Raw genomic sequence first — 18,339 nt, forward strand, 5'->3', positions numbered from 1 at the left:
GATGGGGCTGGCCGATGCAGTGCATAAGGGTGGGAGTGATCGGGGCAGGCGGCGTCGCCCAGGTCGAGCACATTCCGAACCTGCTCAAGCTGCACCGGCAGTTCAAGATCCTTGGCGTCTACGATCCGTCGCGAAAAGTCCGCGCTTTCGTCGCACAGGAATTCGGCCTCGAAACATTTTCCGATCTCGACGCGCTGCTCGCCATGCCGCTTGACGCCGTGGTCATCGCCTCGCCGGATGCGCTGCACCGCGAACAGAGCCTCGCTGCCTTTGCCAGGGGCCTGCATGTCTTCTGCGAAAAGCCGCTTTGCTACGGCGCGCAGGACATCGACGAACTGATCGCCGCCAGGGATCGCGCTGGAAAGGTGCTCCAGGTCGGCTACATGAAGCGTTTCGACCCGAGCTACGAGGCGGCGCTGAACATGCTGCCCGGCACGGCGCGGACGCTTCGCTCCGTTTCGGTCGAGGTCAACGATCCCGACGCCTGGCCCTTCATCCGGCACGCCTCCACTTGCCGGGGTGACGACGTCGCGCCGGAACTGATTGCCTCGACCGAAGCCAGGCAGCGCGAGCAGGTCAACCGCGCGGTGCCCGGGATCGACGATCCCCACGCCTTTCGCGGCTTTGTCGGCGCCTATTCCTCGTCGATCGTGCACGACGTCAACGCCGTCCATGGCTTGCTCGATGCGCTCGGCGTCGCCGATGGCGAAATCGTCGGTGCCTCGCTCTTCGCCAAAGGCGAAGCTGGCCAGGGCACTGTCCGGCTGCTCGGCGGCCAGGCATTGTGGACCATGGCGCATATCGCCACTCCGGGCCTGCCCGATTACCGCGAGCGCATCACGCTCCATTTCGACGACGCCTCGCTCGAACTGGAATTTCCCTCGCCCTATCTCAACCACCAGCCGACGCGGCTGACCGTCCGCACCGGCGACGGCCACACGCTTTCCAGCCGCGACATCCGCAGCGGCTATGAAGAGGCTTTCGTCGAGGAGCTGAAGGGTTTCTGGTCGGCAATCGTCGAGGGTACGCCGGTGCGCAACACCGCCGAGCATGCGCGCCGCGACATGACGCTGCTGGCTGGGCTGACCCGCCACCACCTCGCCCAATCGAAGCAATCAGGAGTTCGCCCGTGACGGTTCGCATCGGCATCAATCCGATCACCTGGACCAATGACGACGTGCCGGAACTCGGCGGCGATACGCCGCTTGAAGTCTGCCTCAGCGAAACCAGGCAGGCCGGCTATGCCGGCACCGAACTTGGCGGCAAGTTTCCGCGCCGCTCGGCCGAGCTGAAGCCGATCATGGACCGCTATGGCCTCGCGGTGATTTCCGGCTGGTATGATGGCCGCTGCGACGAGAAGGACGTCAGCGCGGAAATGGATGCGATCACGCCGCATCTCCAGCTCTTGAAGGATATGGGCTCTACCCATGTCGTCTATGCCGACACCTCGCGCGGGCGCCACAACGCCATCTGGGGACCGATCTCGCAACGCCCGGCCCTGAGCCCGGAAGAATGGCCGGCCTATGGCCGCAAGCTGACGGCACTCGCCGAAAGGATGGCGGATTTCGGCGTGCGCATGGCCTTTCATCATCATATGGGAACCATCGTCGAGACCGATGCCGAGGTTGGCCTGCTGATGCGGCATACCGGCGAGGCGGTCGGTCTGCTCTACGACACCGGCCATTCGATCTTCTCGGGCGGCGACCCGCTCGCCCTGATCAAGGCGCAGGTCAAACGCGTCGTGCATGTGCATTGCAAGGACGCGCGCAAACCCGTGCTCGAGCGTGCCCGCGCCGAGGACATGAGTTTCATGGGCGCCGTCATGGAAGGGATCTTCACCGTCCCTGGCGACGGCTTCATCGACTATCCCGCCATTTTGCGCGTGCTGGCCGATAATGGTTACAGGGGCTGGCTGGTCGTCGAGGCCGAGCAGGACCCCAACAAGGCCAACCCGCTGACCTATGCGACGATGGGATTTAAGAACCTGTCGCGCATGGCGAGGCAAGCCGGATTTACCGTCATGGAATGATCGAGGCCACTATTCGGCCTCCAGGGAACCAGTGCTGAGGAATGAAACTGGAAAAGGTGTGTTGAGATTCAGGTCAGGCCGAGCCGAAAATGAGGGCTTTCGAGAACCGGAGCGGAGCGGACATTAGGTCCGTGAGCACCGGAAGCGCAGAAAGCTGCCATTTGCAGGCCGGCATCAGCTGAATATCAACACAGCTTAAAGGAGCAACTGGACTGCCGACCGTAATTGCGGCGGCGAAAAACAAACAGGAGGTTGTTATGTCTGTGCTTGCGAAATTAATAAAGCCTGCGCTCGGCCTGCTGGCCGGCTTCACGATGATGGCGGCGGCCACGACCCTTGCGGCCGCCGACCAAACGCGGGTGGTGTTCGTCACCCATGGCCAGAGCGGCGATCCCTACTGGTCGGTCGTCAAGAACGGCATGGACGATGCCGCCAAGACGCTCGGCGTCAAGGCCGAATATCTGGCGCCCGAGACCTTCGACATGGCCAAGATGGGGCAAATGATCGACGCCATCGCGGCCTCGAAGCCCGACGGCTTGGTCGTCTCGATCCCCGACGCGGCCGCCCTTACAACTCCGGTCAAGAACGCCGTCGCCGCCGGCATCCCGGTGATCGTCATCGATTCCGGCGGCTCGAAGCTCACCCACGACCTTGGCGGCCTGCTGTTCATGGGGCAGGATGAATTCCAGGCGGGCGTCATGGCCGGCGAGCGCATCAAGGCGCTCGGCCTCACCAAGGCGGTCTGCGCCAACCACGAGGTCGGCAATTCGAGCCTCGACGACCGCTGCGCCGGCTTCGCCAAGGGTCTGGGCGTCGACGTGCCGGTGATGAACGGCGTCATCGACCCGACCGAAATGAAGAACCGCGTGATCGCCTACATGACCGCTCATGCCGATACACAATTCATCCTCGCCGTCGGCGCCAGCGGCGCCGAACCGACGCTGGCCGCGCTTGATGAATTGGGCCTGTCGGGCAAGGTGAAGACCGGCACGTTCGATCTTTCGCCCACGATCCTGCAGGCCGTCGTCGGCGGCAAGATGGAATGGGGCATCGACGCCCAGCAATATGCCATGGGCTATATCCCGGTCGCGATGTTCGATCTCTGGAAGAAGTACAAGATCATGCCGATCGCCGACTATCCGACCGGCCCAGGCTTCGTCACGAAGGACACCGCCGCCTCGGTCATCGAGCTGTCGAAACAAGGCAAGCGCTAACACAGACGGCCGGGTCCCGCCCCGGCCGTTTCATCAGAGCAATTCCAGGAAAAGTGTGAACGGTTTTCCGTCCGGAATTGCGTCAAGGCAAGGAGATAGTCCTGTTCGGCGTTTCCGTGAAACGGTGAACGGCTCTATGTGAAGGGCAAGCAGCCATGGTTTCAGAGATTCGCGACGAGCGGGTCCGGTCCGTCTCACGCCTCAGCCGCCTGCTGAGCAGGCCGGAGCTTGGCGCGGCCGCCGGCACCGTGCTGGTCTTCGTGTTCTTCGCCATCACGGCGGGAAACACGGGACTGTTCAGCGCCAAGGGCATCGTCAACTTCCTCGAAGTCTCGGCCCAGCTTGGCATTCTCGCCGCACCCGTGGCCTTGCTGATGATCGCCGGCGAGTTCGATCTGTCGGTCGGCTCGATGATCGGTTTTGCCGGCATCCTCATCGCCATCCCCGCCGTGTTCTGGGGCTGGCCGATCTGGCTTTCGCTGCTGTTCACCTTCGCCGTCTGCGGCGGCATCGGCGCTCTGAACGGACTCGCCGTCGTCAGGACCGGACTGCCCTCCTTCATCGTGACGCTTGGCAGCCTGTTCATGCTGCGCGGCCTCACTCTTGGCCTCACGCGCGGCATTTCAGGGCGGACCCAGGTGTCGGGCGTGCACGAGCTGGCGCAGAACGATCCGCTCAACAGCCTGTTCTCTGGCCAGGTATTCTCAGGCCTGATCGCCTGGTTGGCCGACCTCGGCCTGATCGGCAAGCGGGCGGACGGAATGCCGTCGATATCAGGCATTCCGGTGTCGATCGTGTGGTGGATCGTGCTGACACTGGCCTGCACCTGGCTCTTGACGCGGAGCCGCTTCGGCAACTGGATTTTCGCCGCCGGCGGCGAAGCCAATGCCGCGCGCAATCTCGGCGTGCCGGTGGCGCGCACCAAGATCACGCTGTTCGTCATGACGGCACTCGCGGCCGCCCTGTTCGCGGCGATCCAGGTGCTGGTCACCGGCTCCGCCGACACGCTGCGCGGCACGCAAAAGGAATTCGAGGCCATCATCGCCGTCGTCATCGGCGGCACGCTGCTCACCGGTGGCTACGGGTCAGCCATCGGCGCCATGTTCGGCGCCCTCATCTTCGGCGTGGTTCAGATGGGCATCTTCTACACCGGCATCGACACCGACTGGTTCAAGCTGTTCATGGGCGCCATGATGGTCATCGCGGTACTGTTCAACAGCTATGTGCGCAACCGCGCCATGAGGAGCCGGTGATGGCCGAGCCCTATGTCGAACTGAAATCGGTCAGCAAATATTTCGGCTCAGTCGTGGCGCTGAAGGACGTGTCCTTCGATGTCTGCCCCGGCGAGGTGCATTGCCTGCTCGGCGACAATGGCGCCGGCAAGTCGACGCTGATCAAGACCCTGTCGGGCGTCTACACGCCGGACGAAGGCGAAATCCGCGTGCAGGGCAAGCCGACGCGGTTCGCCTCGCCCGCCGATACGCGCGACAGCGGCATCGCGACCGTCTACCAGGACTTGGCGCTGGTGCCGCTGATGAGCGTGGCGCGCAACTTCTTCCTCGGGCGCGAGCCGATGCGCAAATTCGGGCCGATCAGCCAGTTCGACGCCGAATTCGCCAACCGCACCGCCTATGACGAAATGTCGGCGATGGGCATCCAACTGCGCGACCCCGAACAGCCGGTCGGCACGCTGTCGGGCGGTGAACGGCAATGCCTGGCTATAGCGCGCGCCGTCTATTTCGGCGCCAAGGTGCTGATCCTGGACGAGCCGACCTCGGCGCTGGGTGTCCACCAGGCATCGGTGGTGCTGAAGCTCATTGTGCAGTCCAAGGCGCGCGGCATCGGCGTCATCTTCATTTCCCACAACGTCCATCACGCCTATGTCGTCGGCGACCGCTTCACGCTGTTGAAGCGAGGTCGGAGCACCGGCACCTACGCCAAGGGCGAAATCACCCGCGACCAGCTGCTCAACCTGATGGCAGGCGGCAAGGAACTGGTGGATCTGGAGCAGGAACTGGCCAAATCGGCCAGGAGCAGCCCGGCCTAGGGCGCGGCGCCGATCGGATCCGTGTGGCTGACCAGTCTGGCCGCTACGCATCAGTATCGGCGGCGCCGCGAATCTGTGCTAAGCCGCCGCCCAATCAACAAGAGGACGACAGCTGTGAGCGAACTGACCGTGGCCGAGGCGACCGAGAATATCTATGCATCGCTTCGGGCGGACAATGCCGACATCGACGCACATATCGCGACACTCAAGGCCGCGCTGACACGCGAGGGGATGAAACAGGCTGTGTTCGATCCGGCCAAGTTGGCGCAAAACAACCGCTCGGGCCGCAAATTGATGCAGGCCTATTTTCGCCAGCGCGGCGTGAGCGTGAGTTTTTCGGACCAGTAGAATCGGAACGGCCTCGAACGGAGCATCCGCCTCTCACCTACCCCTGCGTAAGCTTGTTATTGTGCAGTGCAGCAACGATGTTGCTGCAAGTGCATTGTGCTCGGGCTTCCGCCACTCCGGCGGCTAGGATTTCGATTTGCGGAATATCTCAGATACGATCGCTCGCCTTTCGGCCATGCGAGGCAGGACGGCATTTTCCCAACAAAACCACCCCGACAGTCTGTGCGATCTCGCCGAGTTCGGATCCAATCCGGGTGCCCTGCGGGCGCGTTTGTACGCACCCGAGGACTTGCCGAGGGGAGCAGCCTTGGTTGTCGTCCTGCACGGCTGCACGCAGACCGCGGCGGGCTACGATCACAGCGCTGGCTGGTCGCGCCTGGCGGCCGAAGAAGGGTTTGCGGTGTTGTTCCCCGAACAGCAGCGAGCCAACAATGCCAATCTCTGCTTCAACTGGTTCGTGCCCGAAGATGTAACCCGCGATCGCGGTGAAGCGCTTTCCATCCGCCGGATGATCGAAGCCATGGTGACGAAGCATGGCCTGGACCGAGAGCGCATTTTCATCACCGGTCTTTCAGCGGGCGGCGCCATGGCAGCGGCAATGCTGGCAACCTATCCGGACGTGTTCGCCGGCGGCGCGATCATTGCGGGCCTTGCCTATGGCAGCGCATCGACGATTCCGGAAGCGTTCGATCGCATGCGCGGGCATGGTGGCCCGACTAAGTCGGAACTCCAGCGGCGCCTGGTGCAGGCGTCATCGCACAAAGGGCGTTGGCCGAAGATTTCGATCTGGCAGGGCACGGCCGATCGCACGGTGGCGCCGTCCAACGCGGATGCCCTTGTCGCCCAATGGCAAGGCGTTCACCGCGTCGATGCGGGCCATGGTCGAACGGAGACTGTCGACGTGCAAACGCGGCAGGTCTGGTGCGACGCCGATGGCAATGAGGTGATCGAAAAATACACCATTGCCGGCATGGGCCATGGCACCCCCTTGAACACGGTGGGACCGGACGGTTTGGGCCACGCAGCGCCGTTCATGCTGGATGTTGGAATATCGTCGACGAGACGCATGGCGGCTTTTTGGAATCTCGCAGGCGCCGATGCCCGAAGCGAGGCGACAGTTGACGCTACGGCGACGCATCCCACGGCAGCTGCGGCCTTGCGCACCTATGTTGCGCCGGAAAGGCCGAGGCCAGCGCGTGTGGAACCTGTCGAACAACCGGAGGCCGATGGTTCACGCGCTTCTGCTACAGGCGTTGGCAAGGTCATTGAAGATGCGCTTCGTGCGGCCGGCTTGATGCGCTGACCCAAGCTTCGGCAGAAAGGCCCCGCCGCCTTTCGGCAGCGAGGCCCTGTCGATCAAACTCGGTTCACGTCGCGAGCGCCGTCGCGGCCGATTTCGTTCGAGCGGTAATTCTCCGCGTCCGGATCGAAGCCGGTCCAACCGTCGGCCTGGTATTCGCCACGCCGTTCCTGGAGGTTGACGGACTTAGCCTGGCCCAGGATCCTTTCGGCCGCCGGCACCATCTGATCATCGACCTTGGCAGTGACCAGCGTGCCGCCGCGACGCACGCCCTCGGCGTAGACGTGGGCATCATTCTCGGGGATACCGGAATCGGTGAGCGCTCCGACGATGCCGCCAGCCGCGCCGCCAACCACCGCGCCGCCAACGGCTCCAACCGCAGTGGCAGCCAACCATCCGGCAGCCACCACGGGACCAACGCCGGGAATAGCCATCAGGCCAAGTCCGGCGAGCAGTCCACCGGCACCGCCGATCGCTGCTCCCAGTCCTGCGCCGCCGGCGGCGTCATCCGCGGCCTTGGAGCCGTCATCGTCGTGCTGATTGTCGGCATTGCTGGAAACAATGCTGATATCGTCATGCGGCACACCGCTGGCTTCCAATTCACCGACGGCGTCGGAAGCATCGTCATAATTGTCGAACAGTCCGGTTACGGTCTTCATGATTTCGATCTCCTGGATCTTAGTTTCAGTTGGTGCCGGCAACGACGTTGCCCTTGTAGTCCAGCGCCACGGTGGTGTTCTTGCCGTCCTTGTTGGCCTGGCCACGCCAGATGCCCTGGTCGTCCTTGGTCAGCTTTGACACATCGGCGAAACCGGCATCCTGGATGCGGCCCTTCGCCTGGTCTTCGGTGAAGCTGTTTGCACCGGGAAGCGGAGGAGCTTGCTCGGGCTTGTCACCAACCGTGACCTTTGGCGTCTGCGAGCTTGACGACTGGGTGCCCATGGTCGCCGCGATCTTTTCGATCATCTCCTGGTGCATCTTGAGCGTCGGCACGGTCTGCTGGGCGAATGTCTTCAGCTCGACGTTGTCGCCGTCCTTGGCGTAACTCTCGAACAGCTTGACGGCATCGGCATGCGCGTCGCGCTGCATCTGCACATAGGGGCCGTCGATCGGATCCTTGCCGTTCTGCAGAGTGTCGACGTCACCCTTGTGCTTGGCATCCAGCTCCTTCGGAACCGTCAGCTTCTGCTCGCCGGCGATTGTTTCCAACTTTGCGTTGGCGGTGCCGTGATCGTCGATCATCTTGCGGGCGAAATCCTTGACGCTCTTATCCTGCACCTTGCTTTCGGCAAGCTTGCTGGAATCGACCTCGAACATGCCGCCGGCCGCGGCCTTGTCGACGAAGTCCTGTGCGCTGTCGGCGGCAAGCGCGGGCAAGGCAAAAGCCATGGCTGTAGCTGTGGCCAGTGAGGCCAGAAGTATGCGCGTTTTCATGGGAAGGATCCTTTCATGCACACATGTGCTGGGGACCTAACCTGCGCCAGTCAGCTTTGTTCCGGGCGACCGGAGATTATCCGGCGGTGGCCGGCTTTGGTTTTATCTAACGAGGGCGCGGGGCACTGAAATTGACGTGTGCGAAACTGGTTGGCGCACGATTTTTGCTAACGGTCCCCTTCTTGCATTGGTATCAGCTCTGGTGGGCCTGGAACGGGAACTGGCGAAGTGGGCCGGAGACGCGCGGCACGGGATAGCAAAAGAACCGCGGCTGACGAAGCCAACCCTCTGCTTCTGCTCGGCCGCCCGGCAGCGGCGATGCCGGAAATGTGTACGATCCGTCCCCTACTTGCCGGCCATCCCTCCCCTATCATTTTGACGAGCAAATCTGTCGTTCGATCGATTACGCCGTCAGCCAGGGATGGACACATGCTCACGCTTACAATCAACGGACAGTCGCGAGACGTCGATGTGCCGGAAGACATGCCGCTTCTGTGGGTGCTGCGCGACCATCTTAGCCTCGTCGGCACCAAATATGGCTGCGGCATCGCCCAATGCGGCGTGTGCACGGTGCATGTGGCCGGCAAGCCGGTGCGCTCCTGCCAGTTGACCGTCGGCGATGTCGGCACCCGCGCCATCGTCACGATAGAAGGGATCGGCAGCACGCCCAACGGCGCCAAGGTGCAGAAGGCCTGGATGGAAGCCGCGGTTCCGCAATGCGGCTATTGCCAGGCCGGCCAGATCATGTCGGCCACGGCGCTGCTGGACGCGAACCCGCAGCCCGACGATGCCGACATCGACGCCGCCATGGCGGGCAATCTCTGCCGCTGCGGGACCTATATCCGCATCCGCCGGGCCATCAAGAACGCCGCCGCCAAATCGGCCTGACCATGAAGAAAATCATCGGCATCGTCGTTGCGGTCATCGTCGTCGTCGCACTTGGTTTCGCGGGCTGGCTTTATCTCGGCCGCGATCCGATGTCCTTTGCCGGCGGCTCGACCGTGGCGTTGGCGGATTACCATGGCGCCGATGTCACCGGCGTCCCCGCTCAGCTTGCCAGCGCCGATCTGGTGAAGCGCGGCGAATATCTGACTCATGCGGCGGACTGCCAGGCCTGCCATACCGCTCCGGGCGGCGCGCCCTTTGCGGGCGGGTTCGCCTTCAACATGCCGTTCGGCACGATCTATTCGACCAACATCACGCCGGACAAGCAGACCGGCATCGGCAACTATACCGACACCCAGTTTCTCGCGGCCGTGCACAAGGGCATTCGCGCCGACGGCGCGAAACTCTATCCCGCCATGCCCTACAGCTCCTACACCTACATGACGGATGCCGACGCGCTGGCCATCAAGGCCTATCTCTTCACGCTGGCGCCGGTGAATGCCCCGGCCAGGCAAAACCAGCTTTCCTGGCCCTTCAGCCAGCGCAGCCTGCTGGCGCTCTGGAACGTCATGTTCAATCCCGATGAACGCTTCCGCCCCAACACCAGTGAGAGCCCGCAATGGAACCGGGGCGCCTATCTTGCCGAAGCGATGGGCCATTGCGGCGAATGTCATACTCCGCGCAATTTGGCCTTTGCGCTGGACAATCATGGCAAATTCGCCGGCACCCTTACCGCCGGCTGGCGCGCTTACAACATCACCGGCGACAACGTTTCCGGCCTCGGCGACTGGAGCGACGAGGATCTCACTTCCTATCTGTCCACCGGTCATGCCAAGGGTCATGGCGGCGCCGCCGGCCCGATGGGTGAAGCCGCCGACGACAGTCTGAGCTATCTCGTGCCGGACGACACCCGTGCCCTGGTGACCTATCTGCGCAGCATCCCCGCCCATGCGAGCGACCTGCCGCGCACCGTCACCACCGCAGCACCTGCCTCGTACAGGGAAGGCGTGGCGGCGGATGCCAATTCGCGGGGCGAAAAGATCTTCGCCGGCGCCTGCGCCTCCTGCCACGACTGGACCGGTGTCAGCCCGGTCACCGGCTTTGCCACGCTGACCGGCGTGCGCGCGGTGAACGACCCCAGCGCCACCAATGTGGCGCAGACCGTCATCAACGGCGTCAACCGCAAGACCACCGACGGCAGGATCTTCATGCCGGCCTTTGGCGCTGGCTATTCGGACGACGACATCGCGGCGGTGGCCAACTACGTCACCGCTCGGTTCGGCGCCAAAGGCGCTGACTTAACAGGCAAGGATGTGAGCGCTTTGCGACAGCAGGCGGCGCAGCAATCCAAGGAGGCACCCAATGGCTGACACACAGTTTGCCCAATCCGACGCCTACCTCTCGGCACTGATACGCGAGGTCCGTTCGGTGCCGCCAGCCGGGGTGTCGCTGACCATGGGACGGCGCACCTTCTTCAAGCTGGCCGGCGCAAGCGCCGCAGGGCTGGTGCTGGGGTTCCGTCTGGGAGGTACAGCGTTCGCCGCCGAAACGGCGAACGTCGATGAGCCTGATGGCAAGGACCAGGCGATGAACGCCTTCATCCGTATCGCTCCGGACAACACGATCACCATCTATTCCAAATGCCCGGAGATCGGCCAGGGCATCAAGACCTCTTTCGGCGTGATCATTGCCGACGAACTCGACGCCGACTGGAACCATGTCGTCATGGAACAGGCCGATATCAATCCCAAGGTCTATGGCAGCCAGGGCGCTGGCGGCTCGACCTCCATCCCGCATGCATGGGACCAGCTGCGCCAGGCCGGTGCCGGTGCCAAGGCGATGCTGGTCGCCGTGGCCGCCGGGCAATGGGCGGTGGATTCCTCGCAGATTACCGCCAGGGATTCCGTCTTGACCCATGCCGCCAGCGGCAGGTCCGCGACCTATGGGTCGCTTGCCGTCGCCGCCGCGAAAATGCCCGTGCCCGATCCCAAGAGCCTCAAGCTTAAGAGCCGCGCCGACTACCGCCTGATCGGCAAGCGCTATCGCGGCGTCGACGATCCCAAGGTGGTCAGCGGCCAGCCGTTGTTCGGTATCGATGTCCAGCTTCCCGGCATGGTCTATGCCACCTACACCAAATGTCCGGCTGCCGGCGGCAAGGTCAGGTCCTTCAATGCGAACGAGATCAAGGCCCTGCACGGCGTCCTCGACGCTTTCGCTGTGGACGGCACCGGCATGATGGTCGAAGTGATGCCGGGCGTCGCCATCATCGCCAGGGATACCTGGAGCGCGTTCCAGGCCAAGGACAAGCTTCAGGTGGATTGGGATCTGAGCGAAGCTTCAAAGGACTCGACGTCGCAATTCTCTGCCGAGGCTAGAAAGCAGGCGGCCAATTTCCCGCAAAAGCCCGACGACAACATCGGTGACGTCGACAAATCCTTCGCCAATGCCGCCAAGACCGTGGAGGCCTACTACGAATATCCCTTCGCCGCGCATGTGCCGCTGGAGCCGATGAACACCACCGCGCATTGGCATGACGGGGTGATGGAAATGTGGGTGCCCACCCAGCAACCCGATCGGGGCTTGCCGATAGTCGCCAAGGTGGCAGGCATTGCGCCGGAAAAAGTGGTGATGCACCAGACCCGGGTCGGTGGCGGTTTCGGGCGGCGGCTGGTCAACGACTATGCCTGCGAGGCCGCAGCCATCGCCAAAAGGGTCAAGGACCCGGTCAAGCTGCAGTGGACCCGGGAAGACGATTTCGCCCACGACTTCTACCGGCCCGCCGGTTACCACCAGTTCAAGGGCGCGATCGACAAGGGGGGCAGGCTCGACGCCTGGCAGGAACACTTCATCACCTTCACCGCCGACGGGAAGAAAGAGGCTTCAGGCGCCAACCTTACCGACAATCTGAGATACTCGATCAAGGCGCCGAACCTGCGCCGCGCCAAGACCATGTTCCCGCTGAGGATCCCCACCGGCGCCTGGCGCGCGCCGGGCGACAATGCCCAGGTCTTCGCCGCGCAAAGCTTCATGCATGAACTGTCGCTTGCATCGGGTCGCGACCATGTCGAATTCCTTCTCGACGCGGTGAACCGCGACGTGCCTGAACTGGTGCCCAAGGACAGAACCGTCAACTTCAGCCCCAGCCGGGCCACCGGCGTGATCAAGATGTGCGCCGACAAGGCTGGCTGGGGCAAGACGCTGCCGAAGGGCAGCGGACTGGGCCTGGCCTGGTGTTATTCCCATGCCGGCCATGTCGCGCAGGCGGTCGAACTCAGCGTGGACGCCAACAAGCGGATCAAGATCGCACGCATCCTGGTGGTGCTCGATGTCGGCCCGATCATCGACATGGCCGGATCCGAAGCCCAGGCGCAGGGCGCGTCGACCGACGCGCTCTCGACCGCCATGGGGCTCAAGATCAACATCGAAAATGGCCTGATACAGGAGCAGAACTACAACGCCTATCCGATCCTGCGCATGCCCTTCGCGCCGATGACCATCGATCCCTATTTCATCCAGTCGGACAATCCGCCGACCGGCATGGGCGAACCCGCCTTCCCGGCGCTGGCGCCAGCCCTTGGCAATGCCATCTTCGCCGCCACCGGAGAACGCGTGCGCCGGCTGCCGTTGCGCGATCTGGGCTATTCGCTGGCGGTTTGAGGCATCAACGCTTCATGGCGGGCGCGCTACATCCGCGCCCTGGCCGAGGTGGGATCATAGGGCGAATCCGCGATGACCTCAGCGGTCTTCCATTCTCCCAGGATCGCGACGTCGAGCCTCGTGCCGGGCGTGCCGAGACGTTCCGGCAGCAGCGCCAGCGCCACATCATGTCCGAGCGTGTAGCCATAGCCGCCCGACGTGATGCGCCCGACCAGCTCGCCGCCGATGTACAGACCTTCGGAAGCGAGCGTGCTGGCGCCGTCGGTCTCTATTCTGAGCGTCACCGATCTGCGCTGATCGTTCCTCGCCTTGTATTTCAGGACCGCGTCGCGGCCGACGAAATCGCCCTTGTCGAGACGGATGAAGCGTTCAAGCCCGCTCTCCAGCGCGTTGAGCTCGGGATTCATGTCGCGATACATGGCGCGGTAGGATTTCTCCAGCCGCAGCGATTCCAGCGCATGCAGGCCGACGAGGCGCATGCCATGCTTCTCGCCCTCTCCCAGCATCGCGTCGAGCAATTGCCGCTGGTAGGCCATGGGATGATAGAGTTCCCAGCCGAGCTCGCCTTCGTAGTTGACGCGCAACAGCCGCACGTCGCTGGCAAGCGCCACGCTGCCGCTCTTCACGCCGAACCAGGGAAAGCCCGCATTCGACAGGTCGATCTCGGTCAGCGGCTGTAGAACTTCGCGTGCCTTTGGCCCAACGACCGTGAAGCAGCCGCGCTCGTTGGTGACGTTCTTCAGGCTGACGCTGCCATCGGCGGGAAGCAGTTTTGTGAGATCGTCGAAATTCCAGCGCTCGGCGCGCGGCGTCGAAATCAGGTAGAAACTATCGTCGCTAAGCCGCGCCACCATATATTCCGCCTGCACGCCACCGGCGGCGGTGAGGTGATGCGCCAGAACGGCCCGTCCGGTCGCAGGCAACCGGTTGGCGAGAATCCTGTCGAGCCAGGCGGCCGCACCTGGCCCCGACACTTCGAACTTGGTCATCGGCGTCATCTCGACCAGGCCGACGGCGTTGCGCACGGCCTGCACCTCCTCGCCGACGAACACGCCCTTTTCGGTCCAGCGCCAGCTGTACTGGTCCTTGGCCTCGACGCCCTTGGGCGCGAACCAGTTGGGCATTTCCCAGCCGTTGAGCACGCCCCAGACCGCACCCAGTTCGGTCAGCCGCGCATAGGACGGTGCGGTCTTCTGCGGTCGGGCGGCGGGCATGTCCTGTCCCGGATATTTCTGCTCCGCATGCGTGCCCCAGGCCTCGCGCACCTTTTCGCGCGTCCAGGCCTTGTTGGCGTAGTCGCCGAATCGGCGCGGATCGAGATCGGAGATGTCGAGGCTGTTGCCGCCCTCGACGATCCGCTCCGACAGATAATAACCGATCGTGCCGCCCCACAATATGCCGCCCGGCACGCCCTCGGCCAGCCAGACATTGGGCAGGCCCCAGGCCGGTCCCATCAGGGGAAGCTCATCCGCCGTCATCTGGAAGGGGCCACGGACATTGGCCTTGATCCCGGCGCGTCCCAGCGCCGGCACGAGCTGCGTTGCCTGCTCCCAGTTCCACGACACCGCCTCGAAATCCTCTTCGACGAGATCGGCGCCGAACCAGGCTGGAACGCCATCCTCGGCAAACAGCTTGAGGTGTTCGGTGCGCTCGTAGGGCCCGAACATGAAGCCGTCGCCCTCCTCGCGCAGATAGCCTTCGAAACCCTCGTCGCGCAGGATCGGCATTTCCGCGCGTCCCTGCTTTTTACGCTCGACGATCTCCGGCACGGGCTCGGTGATCCAGTACTGGTGCAGGATCGGGATGGCGGGGATGTCGAGGCCGAGCAGCGCGCCGGTCTGGCGCGCGTAATTGCCGGTCGCGCAGACCACATGCTCGCAGATGATGTCGCTCTTGTTCGTCTGGACCCGCCATTCGCCGCCGGCGGTTCGCTGAAAGCCGGTGACCTCGGTGTTCAGATAAATCTTGGCGCCCAGATCCCGCGCGCCCTTGGCCATGGCATGGGTCACGTCGGCCGGCGCGATATGGCCGTCATCGGGATGATAGAGCGCGCCCAGCATCTGCTTGTTGTCGAGAAGCGGGCAGAGCGCCCTCGCCTCCGCCGGCGACAGCAAATGCGCCCGCATGCCCTGAACCTCGGCCACGCTCATATAGCTCTTGTATTCGTCGAGCCGGTCCCTGGAATTGGCAATGCGCAGCTGGCCGCATTTGTGCCAGCCGACCGGCTGCCCGGTCTCGGCCTCGAGCCCTTCATAGATCTCGATGGTCTTGTTGATCATCCGGCCAATATTGATGTTGCGGGCATAGGACGGGACGAGGCCGGCCGCATGCCAGGTCGAGCCGGCCGTCAGCTGCGTGCGTTCGAGCAGCGCGATGTCGGTCCAGCCGCGCTTCGCCAGACCGTAGAGGATGCCCGCGCCGACGCACCCGCCGCCAACAATCACCACCCGCGCATGTGTCTGCATCAACCCACCAAATCCCAGTCATTTCCCATCTGTAGCGTCGAAGCTACAGATGGCGAAAGACACTGTAACGTCTTCAAAAACTAGGGGTAATGATAAGCTGGATTTATGCTGGCGGCACGTGGCCGAGCCCTAGCCGAACATCCGCTCGCCCTGTTCATCGACCAGCTGGATGCCCTTCTTGATCGAGATGTCGACGGCGTCGTCGAGGCCGGCGAAGCGGTCGGCGCGGATGAATTTGTGCTCTTTCACCACGCCGTCGATCTCCTTGGAGACGATGCCGCAGGTCTGGTACTGGCCATCGTTCTTGTAGGGCGTGGCGCTGATCAGGAAACCCTTGTGCTCGACCTGCTTGGCGGGTGCCGCACTCTTGGGCTCGGCCGCTTCACCGCCGCCGCCGAAAAGACGTTTCAAAAAAGACATCGCTCAAATCTCCTTGTTCGCCCTGCAATCGCGGCCTGCCCAGTTCGCGATTCACGGCGCTGTTGTTCCAGCATGCGCGAATGTGCCGCCGCGTTCCAGCCCCCTCTCACTGTTCCGCCCCTGTCTTGGTGACCGGTGTGGGTTGCGGGGGGCGCATGGGAATTCAATCGCGATCGGCAATATACCGCTGCCTGCCATGAATGTCCTTGAATATGGGTGACGATATTTCGTACCAGTAAGCCGTTCATGGCCAACGAGTTCTTCCGCAACTGCCTTCTGAACCGCCAATCGAAGAGTGTCCCGCTCACGCTTTTTCTCGGCGGCATACCGGATAATCGGGTTTGACGTCGGCTTGAAGGACAACCGTATGATTGAACGTCTTGCCATCGGAAGTGCATTGCTTGGTGCACCGCTTGCGCGCATTCAAGACGGCGCGATGCGCTACACTTACAAGGGCGTGCCCACCTACAAAAATCCATTCGATCTGGCGCTGTACCAAATGCTGCTTTGGCAGCAGAAGCCCCGGACATTGATCGAGATCGGCTCCAAATGGGGCGGCAGCGCGCTCTGGTTTGCCGATATCCTGCGCAGCTTCGGGGTCGACTGCGTCATTCACTCGATCGACATCACGCCGCCCTCGATCAGCGTGCCGGACGTGACGTTTCATCGTGGCGACGGTCGCAACCTGGCGGCAACCTTACCGGCGGATCTGATGGAGAACCTCCCCAGACCGATGTTCGTCATCGAGGACGCGGACCATCATTGCGAGACGACGCTCGCCGTGCTGCGCTTCTTCGATCGTTGGATGGTTGCCGGAGAGTATATTGTCGTCGAGGACGGTATTGTCGACGATCTTTATGGCCCTGAATATGTCGCCAGGCTGATGGGCGGCCCGCGCCGTGCGGTCGAGCTGTTCTTGCGCGATCGTGGACAGAACTATGAAATCGATACCGGCCTTTGCGACCACTTCGGCACCAATGTGACGTGGAACGTCAACGGCTATCTCCGTCGCGTTCGCTAACAACTTTCATTCCTTGCGCCACCAGGATCCGGTCCAGTCGACCTCCTGCATCGGTGCCGTGATGCCGTGTCGATCGCGAAAATCGATCACCGCGCGCTGGCATGGATCGAGGGCGCGATCGTCGATGATGACAACACCGCCCCGGGACAATTTGGGGTAAAGGGAATTCAGCGCCACAATGGTCAACTCGTACAGATCGCCATCGAGCCGCAGCAGCGCGAACGGCCCGGCCGACAGCGACGGCAGCGTGTCGCTGAACATCCCTTCCACGAACACGACCTGCTCGTCGAGCAGCCCATAACGTGAGAAATTGTCCTTGACCGTCTCCAGCGAGACTGCCAGCTCCTTGAACACGTTAAGGTTCCATCCGGCATCTCGGGGATAGAGCTCTTCGTTTGGCGCCGGCAGGCCGGCGAACGAGTCCGCGACATAGACCTTGCGGTCATGGATTTGGTTCGCGGCAAGAACCCCGCGCATCAGGATGCAGCAGCCACCGCGCCAGACGCCCGTTTCGATGAAGTCGCCAACGATGCCGTCGTCCAGCACCTGCTGCGATAGATTGCGCAAGCTCTCGAGGCGAGCCTGGCCGACCATCGTGTGAGCCTGGGTTGGCCAATCCTTGCCGATCGCGCGGGTTTTCGGGTTGAACGGCTCGACCACCATCGGACGGACCCCCGGGTTGATGGCGGGATCCCGGTAAATGGTGTTGAGCAATATCCTGACCAGGAGATCAAGATATAATTCCCGCGCTGCTGGGGTAGAATCGTTGACTGTCGTCATCATCCGGCTCTTCATTGCCCCGCTCTGCCACGTTCGCGAATCCGAGCGACGCGTCAACCCTCGACGTCAAGCCACTACGCTGTTGTCCCAGCATGCGCGAATGCGCCGCCGTGCTCCAGCCCCCTGATGAAGACGGCGACCAGCAGCTCGATCTGCTGGTCGATCTCGTCGGCCTGCCGGCGAACGGACCTGCCGGCATAGCCGCTGGTGACGATGCCATGCACGCTTGACCACAATGTGCGGGCCGCGATCCGGCGCGTGTGGTCGTCGAGGTCGAAGTCGCCGCCGGCGAGCACGCCGGCGATGATCTCGAACAGCTGGTCGAGCCGCGCCTCATAGGCATCCGGCTCGGTCAGCGTCGGACGGCGCCTGTTGAAGGCGAGCAGCGCCGGCCAGCTGCCCGGATGCGCCTCGACGAAACGCACATAGGCGCTGGCCAGTGCCAGCAGGCGCTGGCGCACATCGGTGATGCCGCGCTGGGAAAGATCGGCCATCGCCGCCGCCCCTGCCGCGCCCAACCGGTCGAGTAGCCGCATGTTGACGGCACGATGCACTCCGTCGAGGTCGGAAAACAGATTGTAGACCGAGCCGACCGAAATGCCCGCCTGCTCGGCGATGGTCCTGGCCTTCAGATTGTCCATGCCGCCCTCGTTGAGCAGCACCTCGGCAATCGCCAGCACCCGCTCGCCTATTTCTTCCCTGTCCAGTGCCATGCTTGTCCTTATGGATGCCCTTGCCC

The 18,339-nt window shown here is 63.1% G+C and carries 17 protein-coding genes; 11 read left to right on the top strand and 6 right to left on the bottom strand.

The window, feature by feature from the left end:
• Nucleotides 1–35: 35 nt before the first annotated feature.
• The 7 genes from ACLGL5_RS32250 to ACLGL5_RS32280 all read left to right on the top strand — a co-directional run bounded on the left by ACLGL5_RS32250 (nt 36) and on the right by ACLGL5_RS32280 (nt 6,941).
• Complete coding sequence (locus ACLGL5_RS32250; RefSeq protein WP_245307213.1) at nt 36–1,133, top strand: Gfo/Idh/MocA family protein; 1,098 nt, start codon at nt 36–38, stop codon at nt 1,131–1,133.
• Nucleotides 1,130–2,029 (top strand): myo-inosose-2 dehydratase, encoded by a 900-nt coding sequence (gene iolE, locus ACLGL5_RS32255; protein ID WP_069092910.1) that lies wholly within the window; start codon nt 1,130–1,132, stop codon nt 2,027–2,029. Before ACLGL5_RS32250 ends, iolE begins: the two co-directional genes overlap by 4 nt.
• A 257-nt stretch (nt 2,030–2,286) precedes the next feature.
• Nucleotides 2,287–3,243 carry a rhizopine catabolism ABC transporter substrate-binding protein gene (locus tag ACLGL5_RS32260; RefSeq protein ID WP_019860460.1) on the top strand — a complete coding sequence of 319 codons (957 nt, stop codon included), beginning with the start codon at nt 2,287–2,289 and terminating at the stop codon, nt 3,241–3,243.
• A 155-nt stretch (nt 3,244–3,398) separates the two neighbouring features.
• Nucleotides 3,399–4,496 carry an ABC transporter permease gene (locus ACLGL5_RS32265; protein ID WP_019860461.1) on the top strand — a complete coding sequence of 366 codons (1,098 nt, stop codon included), beginning with the start codon at nt 3,399–3,401 and terminating at the stop codon, nt 4,494–4,496.
• Complete coding sequence (locus tag ACLGL5_RS32270) at nt 4,496–5,290, top strand: ATP-binding cassette domain-containing protein (protein WP_019860462.1); 795 nt, start codon at nt 4,496–4,498, stop codon at nt 5,288–5,290. Before ACLGL5_RS32265 ends, ACLGL5_RS32270 begins: the two co-directional genes overlap by 1 nt.
• A 114-nt stretch (nt 5,291–5,404) precedes the next feature.
• Nucleotides 5,405–5,638 (top strand): hypothetical protein, encoded by a 234-nt coding sequence (locus ACLGL5_RS32275; protein ID WP_027047260.1) that lies wholly within the window; start codon nt 5,405–5,407, stop codon nt 5,636–5,638.
• A 136-nt stretch (nt 5,639–5,774) separates the two neighbouring features.
• A complete protein-coding gene (locus tag ACLGL5_RS32280; RefSeq protein ID WP_069092911.1) occupies nt 5,775–6,941 on the top strand; it encodes an extracellular catalytic domain type 1 short-chain-length polyhydroxyalkanoate depolymerase in 1,167 nt (388 codons plus the stop codon).
• Between the two features lie 53 nt (nt 6,942–6,994).
• Here ACLGL5_RS32280 and ACLGL5_RS32285 read toward each other — a convergent pair whose 3' ends face one another.
• Nucleotides 6,995–7,597 (bottom strand): general stress protein, encoded by a 603-nt coding sequence (locus ACLGL5_RS32285; protein WP_038648854.1) that lies wholly within the window; start codon nt 7,595–7,597, stop codon nt 6,995–6,997.
• A 25-nt stretch (nt 7,598–7,622) separates the two neighbouring features.
• Complete coding sequence (locus tag ACLGL5_RS32290; protein ID WP_064980460.1) at nt 7,623–8,372, bottom strand: DUF4142 domain-containing protein; 750 nt, start codon at nt 8,370–8,372, stop codon at nt 7,623–7,625.
• A 429-nt stretch (nt 8,373–8,801) separates the two neighbouring features.
• Here ACLGL5_RS32290 and ACLGL5_RS32295 point away from each other — a divergent pair, with 429 nt between their 5' ends.
• Genes ACLGL5_RS32295 through ACLGL5_RS32305 form a run of 3 tightly spaced genes read left to right on the top strand, consistent with a single transcriptional unit; the run spans nt 8,802 to nt 12,914 of the window.
• Nucleotides 8,802–9,260, top strand: a complete 459-nt coding sequence (locus ACLGL5_RS32295) for a (2Fe-2S)-binding protein (protein WP_019860467.1) — start codon at nt 8,802–8,804, stop codon at nt 9,258–9,260.
• Between the two features lie 2 nt (nt 9,261–9,262).
• A complete protein-coding gene (locus ACLGL5_RS32300) occupies nt 9,263–10,627 on the top strand; it encodes a c-type cytochrome (protein WP_069092912.1) in 1,365 nt (454 codons plus the stop codon).
• On the top strand, nt 10,620–12,914 hold the full coding sequence (locus ACLGL5_RS32305) for a xanthine dehydrogenase family protein molybdopterin-binding subunit (protein WP_083246869.1): 2,295 nt from the start codon (nt 10,620–10,622) through the stop codon (nt 12,912–12,914). Before ACLGL5_RS32300 ends, ACLGL5_RS32305 begins: the two co-directional genes overlap by 8 nt.
• Before the next feature lie 26 nt (nt 12,915–12,940).
• Here the strand turns inward: ACLGL5_RS32305 and ACLGL5_RS32310 are convergent, their stop codons facing one another.
• The gene (locus ACLGL5_RS32310) at nt 12,941–15,379 is read right to left on the bottom strand and encodes a GcvT family protein (RefSeq protein ID WP_069092913.1); all 2,439 of its coding nucleotides are present in this window, start codon (nt 15,377–15,379) and stop codon (nt 12,941–12,943) included.
• Between the two features lie 129 nt (nt 15,380–15,508).
• Nucleotides 15,509–15,799 carry an HlyU family transcriptional regulator gene (locus ACLGL5_RS32315; protein WP_019860471.1) on the bottom strand — a complete coding sequence of 97 codons (291 nt, stop codon included), beginning with the start codon at nt 15,797–15,799 and terminating at the stop codon, nt 15,509–15,511.
• A gap of 352 nt (nt 15,800–16,151) precedes the next feature.
• Between ACLGL5_RS32315 and ACLGL5_RS32320 the strand changes: the two genes are divergently transcribed.
• Nucleotides 16,152–16,820, top strand: coding sequence for a CmcI family methyltransferase (locus ACLGL5_RS32320; protein WP_494372835.1), 669 nt, complete (start codon nt 16,152–16,154; stop codon nt 16,818–16,820).
• A gap of 6 nt (nt 16,821–16,826) precedes the next feature.
• Here the strand turns inward: ACLGL5_RS32320 and ACLGL5_RS32325 are convergent, their stop codons facing one another.
• Nucleotides 16,827–17,603, bottom strand: coding sequence for a TylF/MycF/NovP-related O-methyltransferase (locus ACLGL5_RS32325; RefSeq protein WP_494372836.1), 777 nt, complete (start codon nt 17,601–17,603; stop codon nt 16,827–16,829).
• 71 nt (nt 17,604–17,674) lie between these two features.
• Nucleotides 17,675–18,313, bottom strand: a complete 639-nt coding sequence (locus tag ACLGL5_RS32330; RefSeq protein WP_069092914.1) for a TetR/AcrR family transcriptional regulator — start codon at nt 18,311–18,313, stop codon at nt 17,675–17,677.
• Nucleotides 18,314–18,339: the final 26 nt, after the last annotated feature.

Source organism: Mesorhizobium sp. U510, assembly GCF_059180695.1.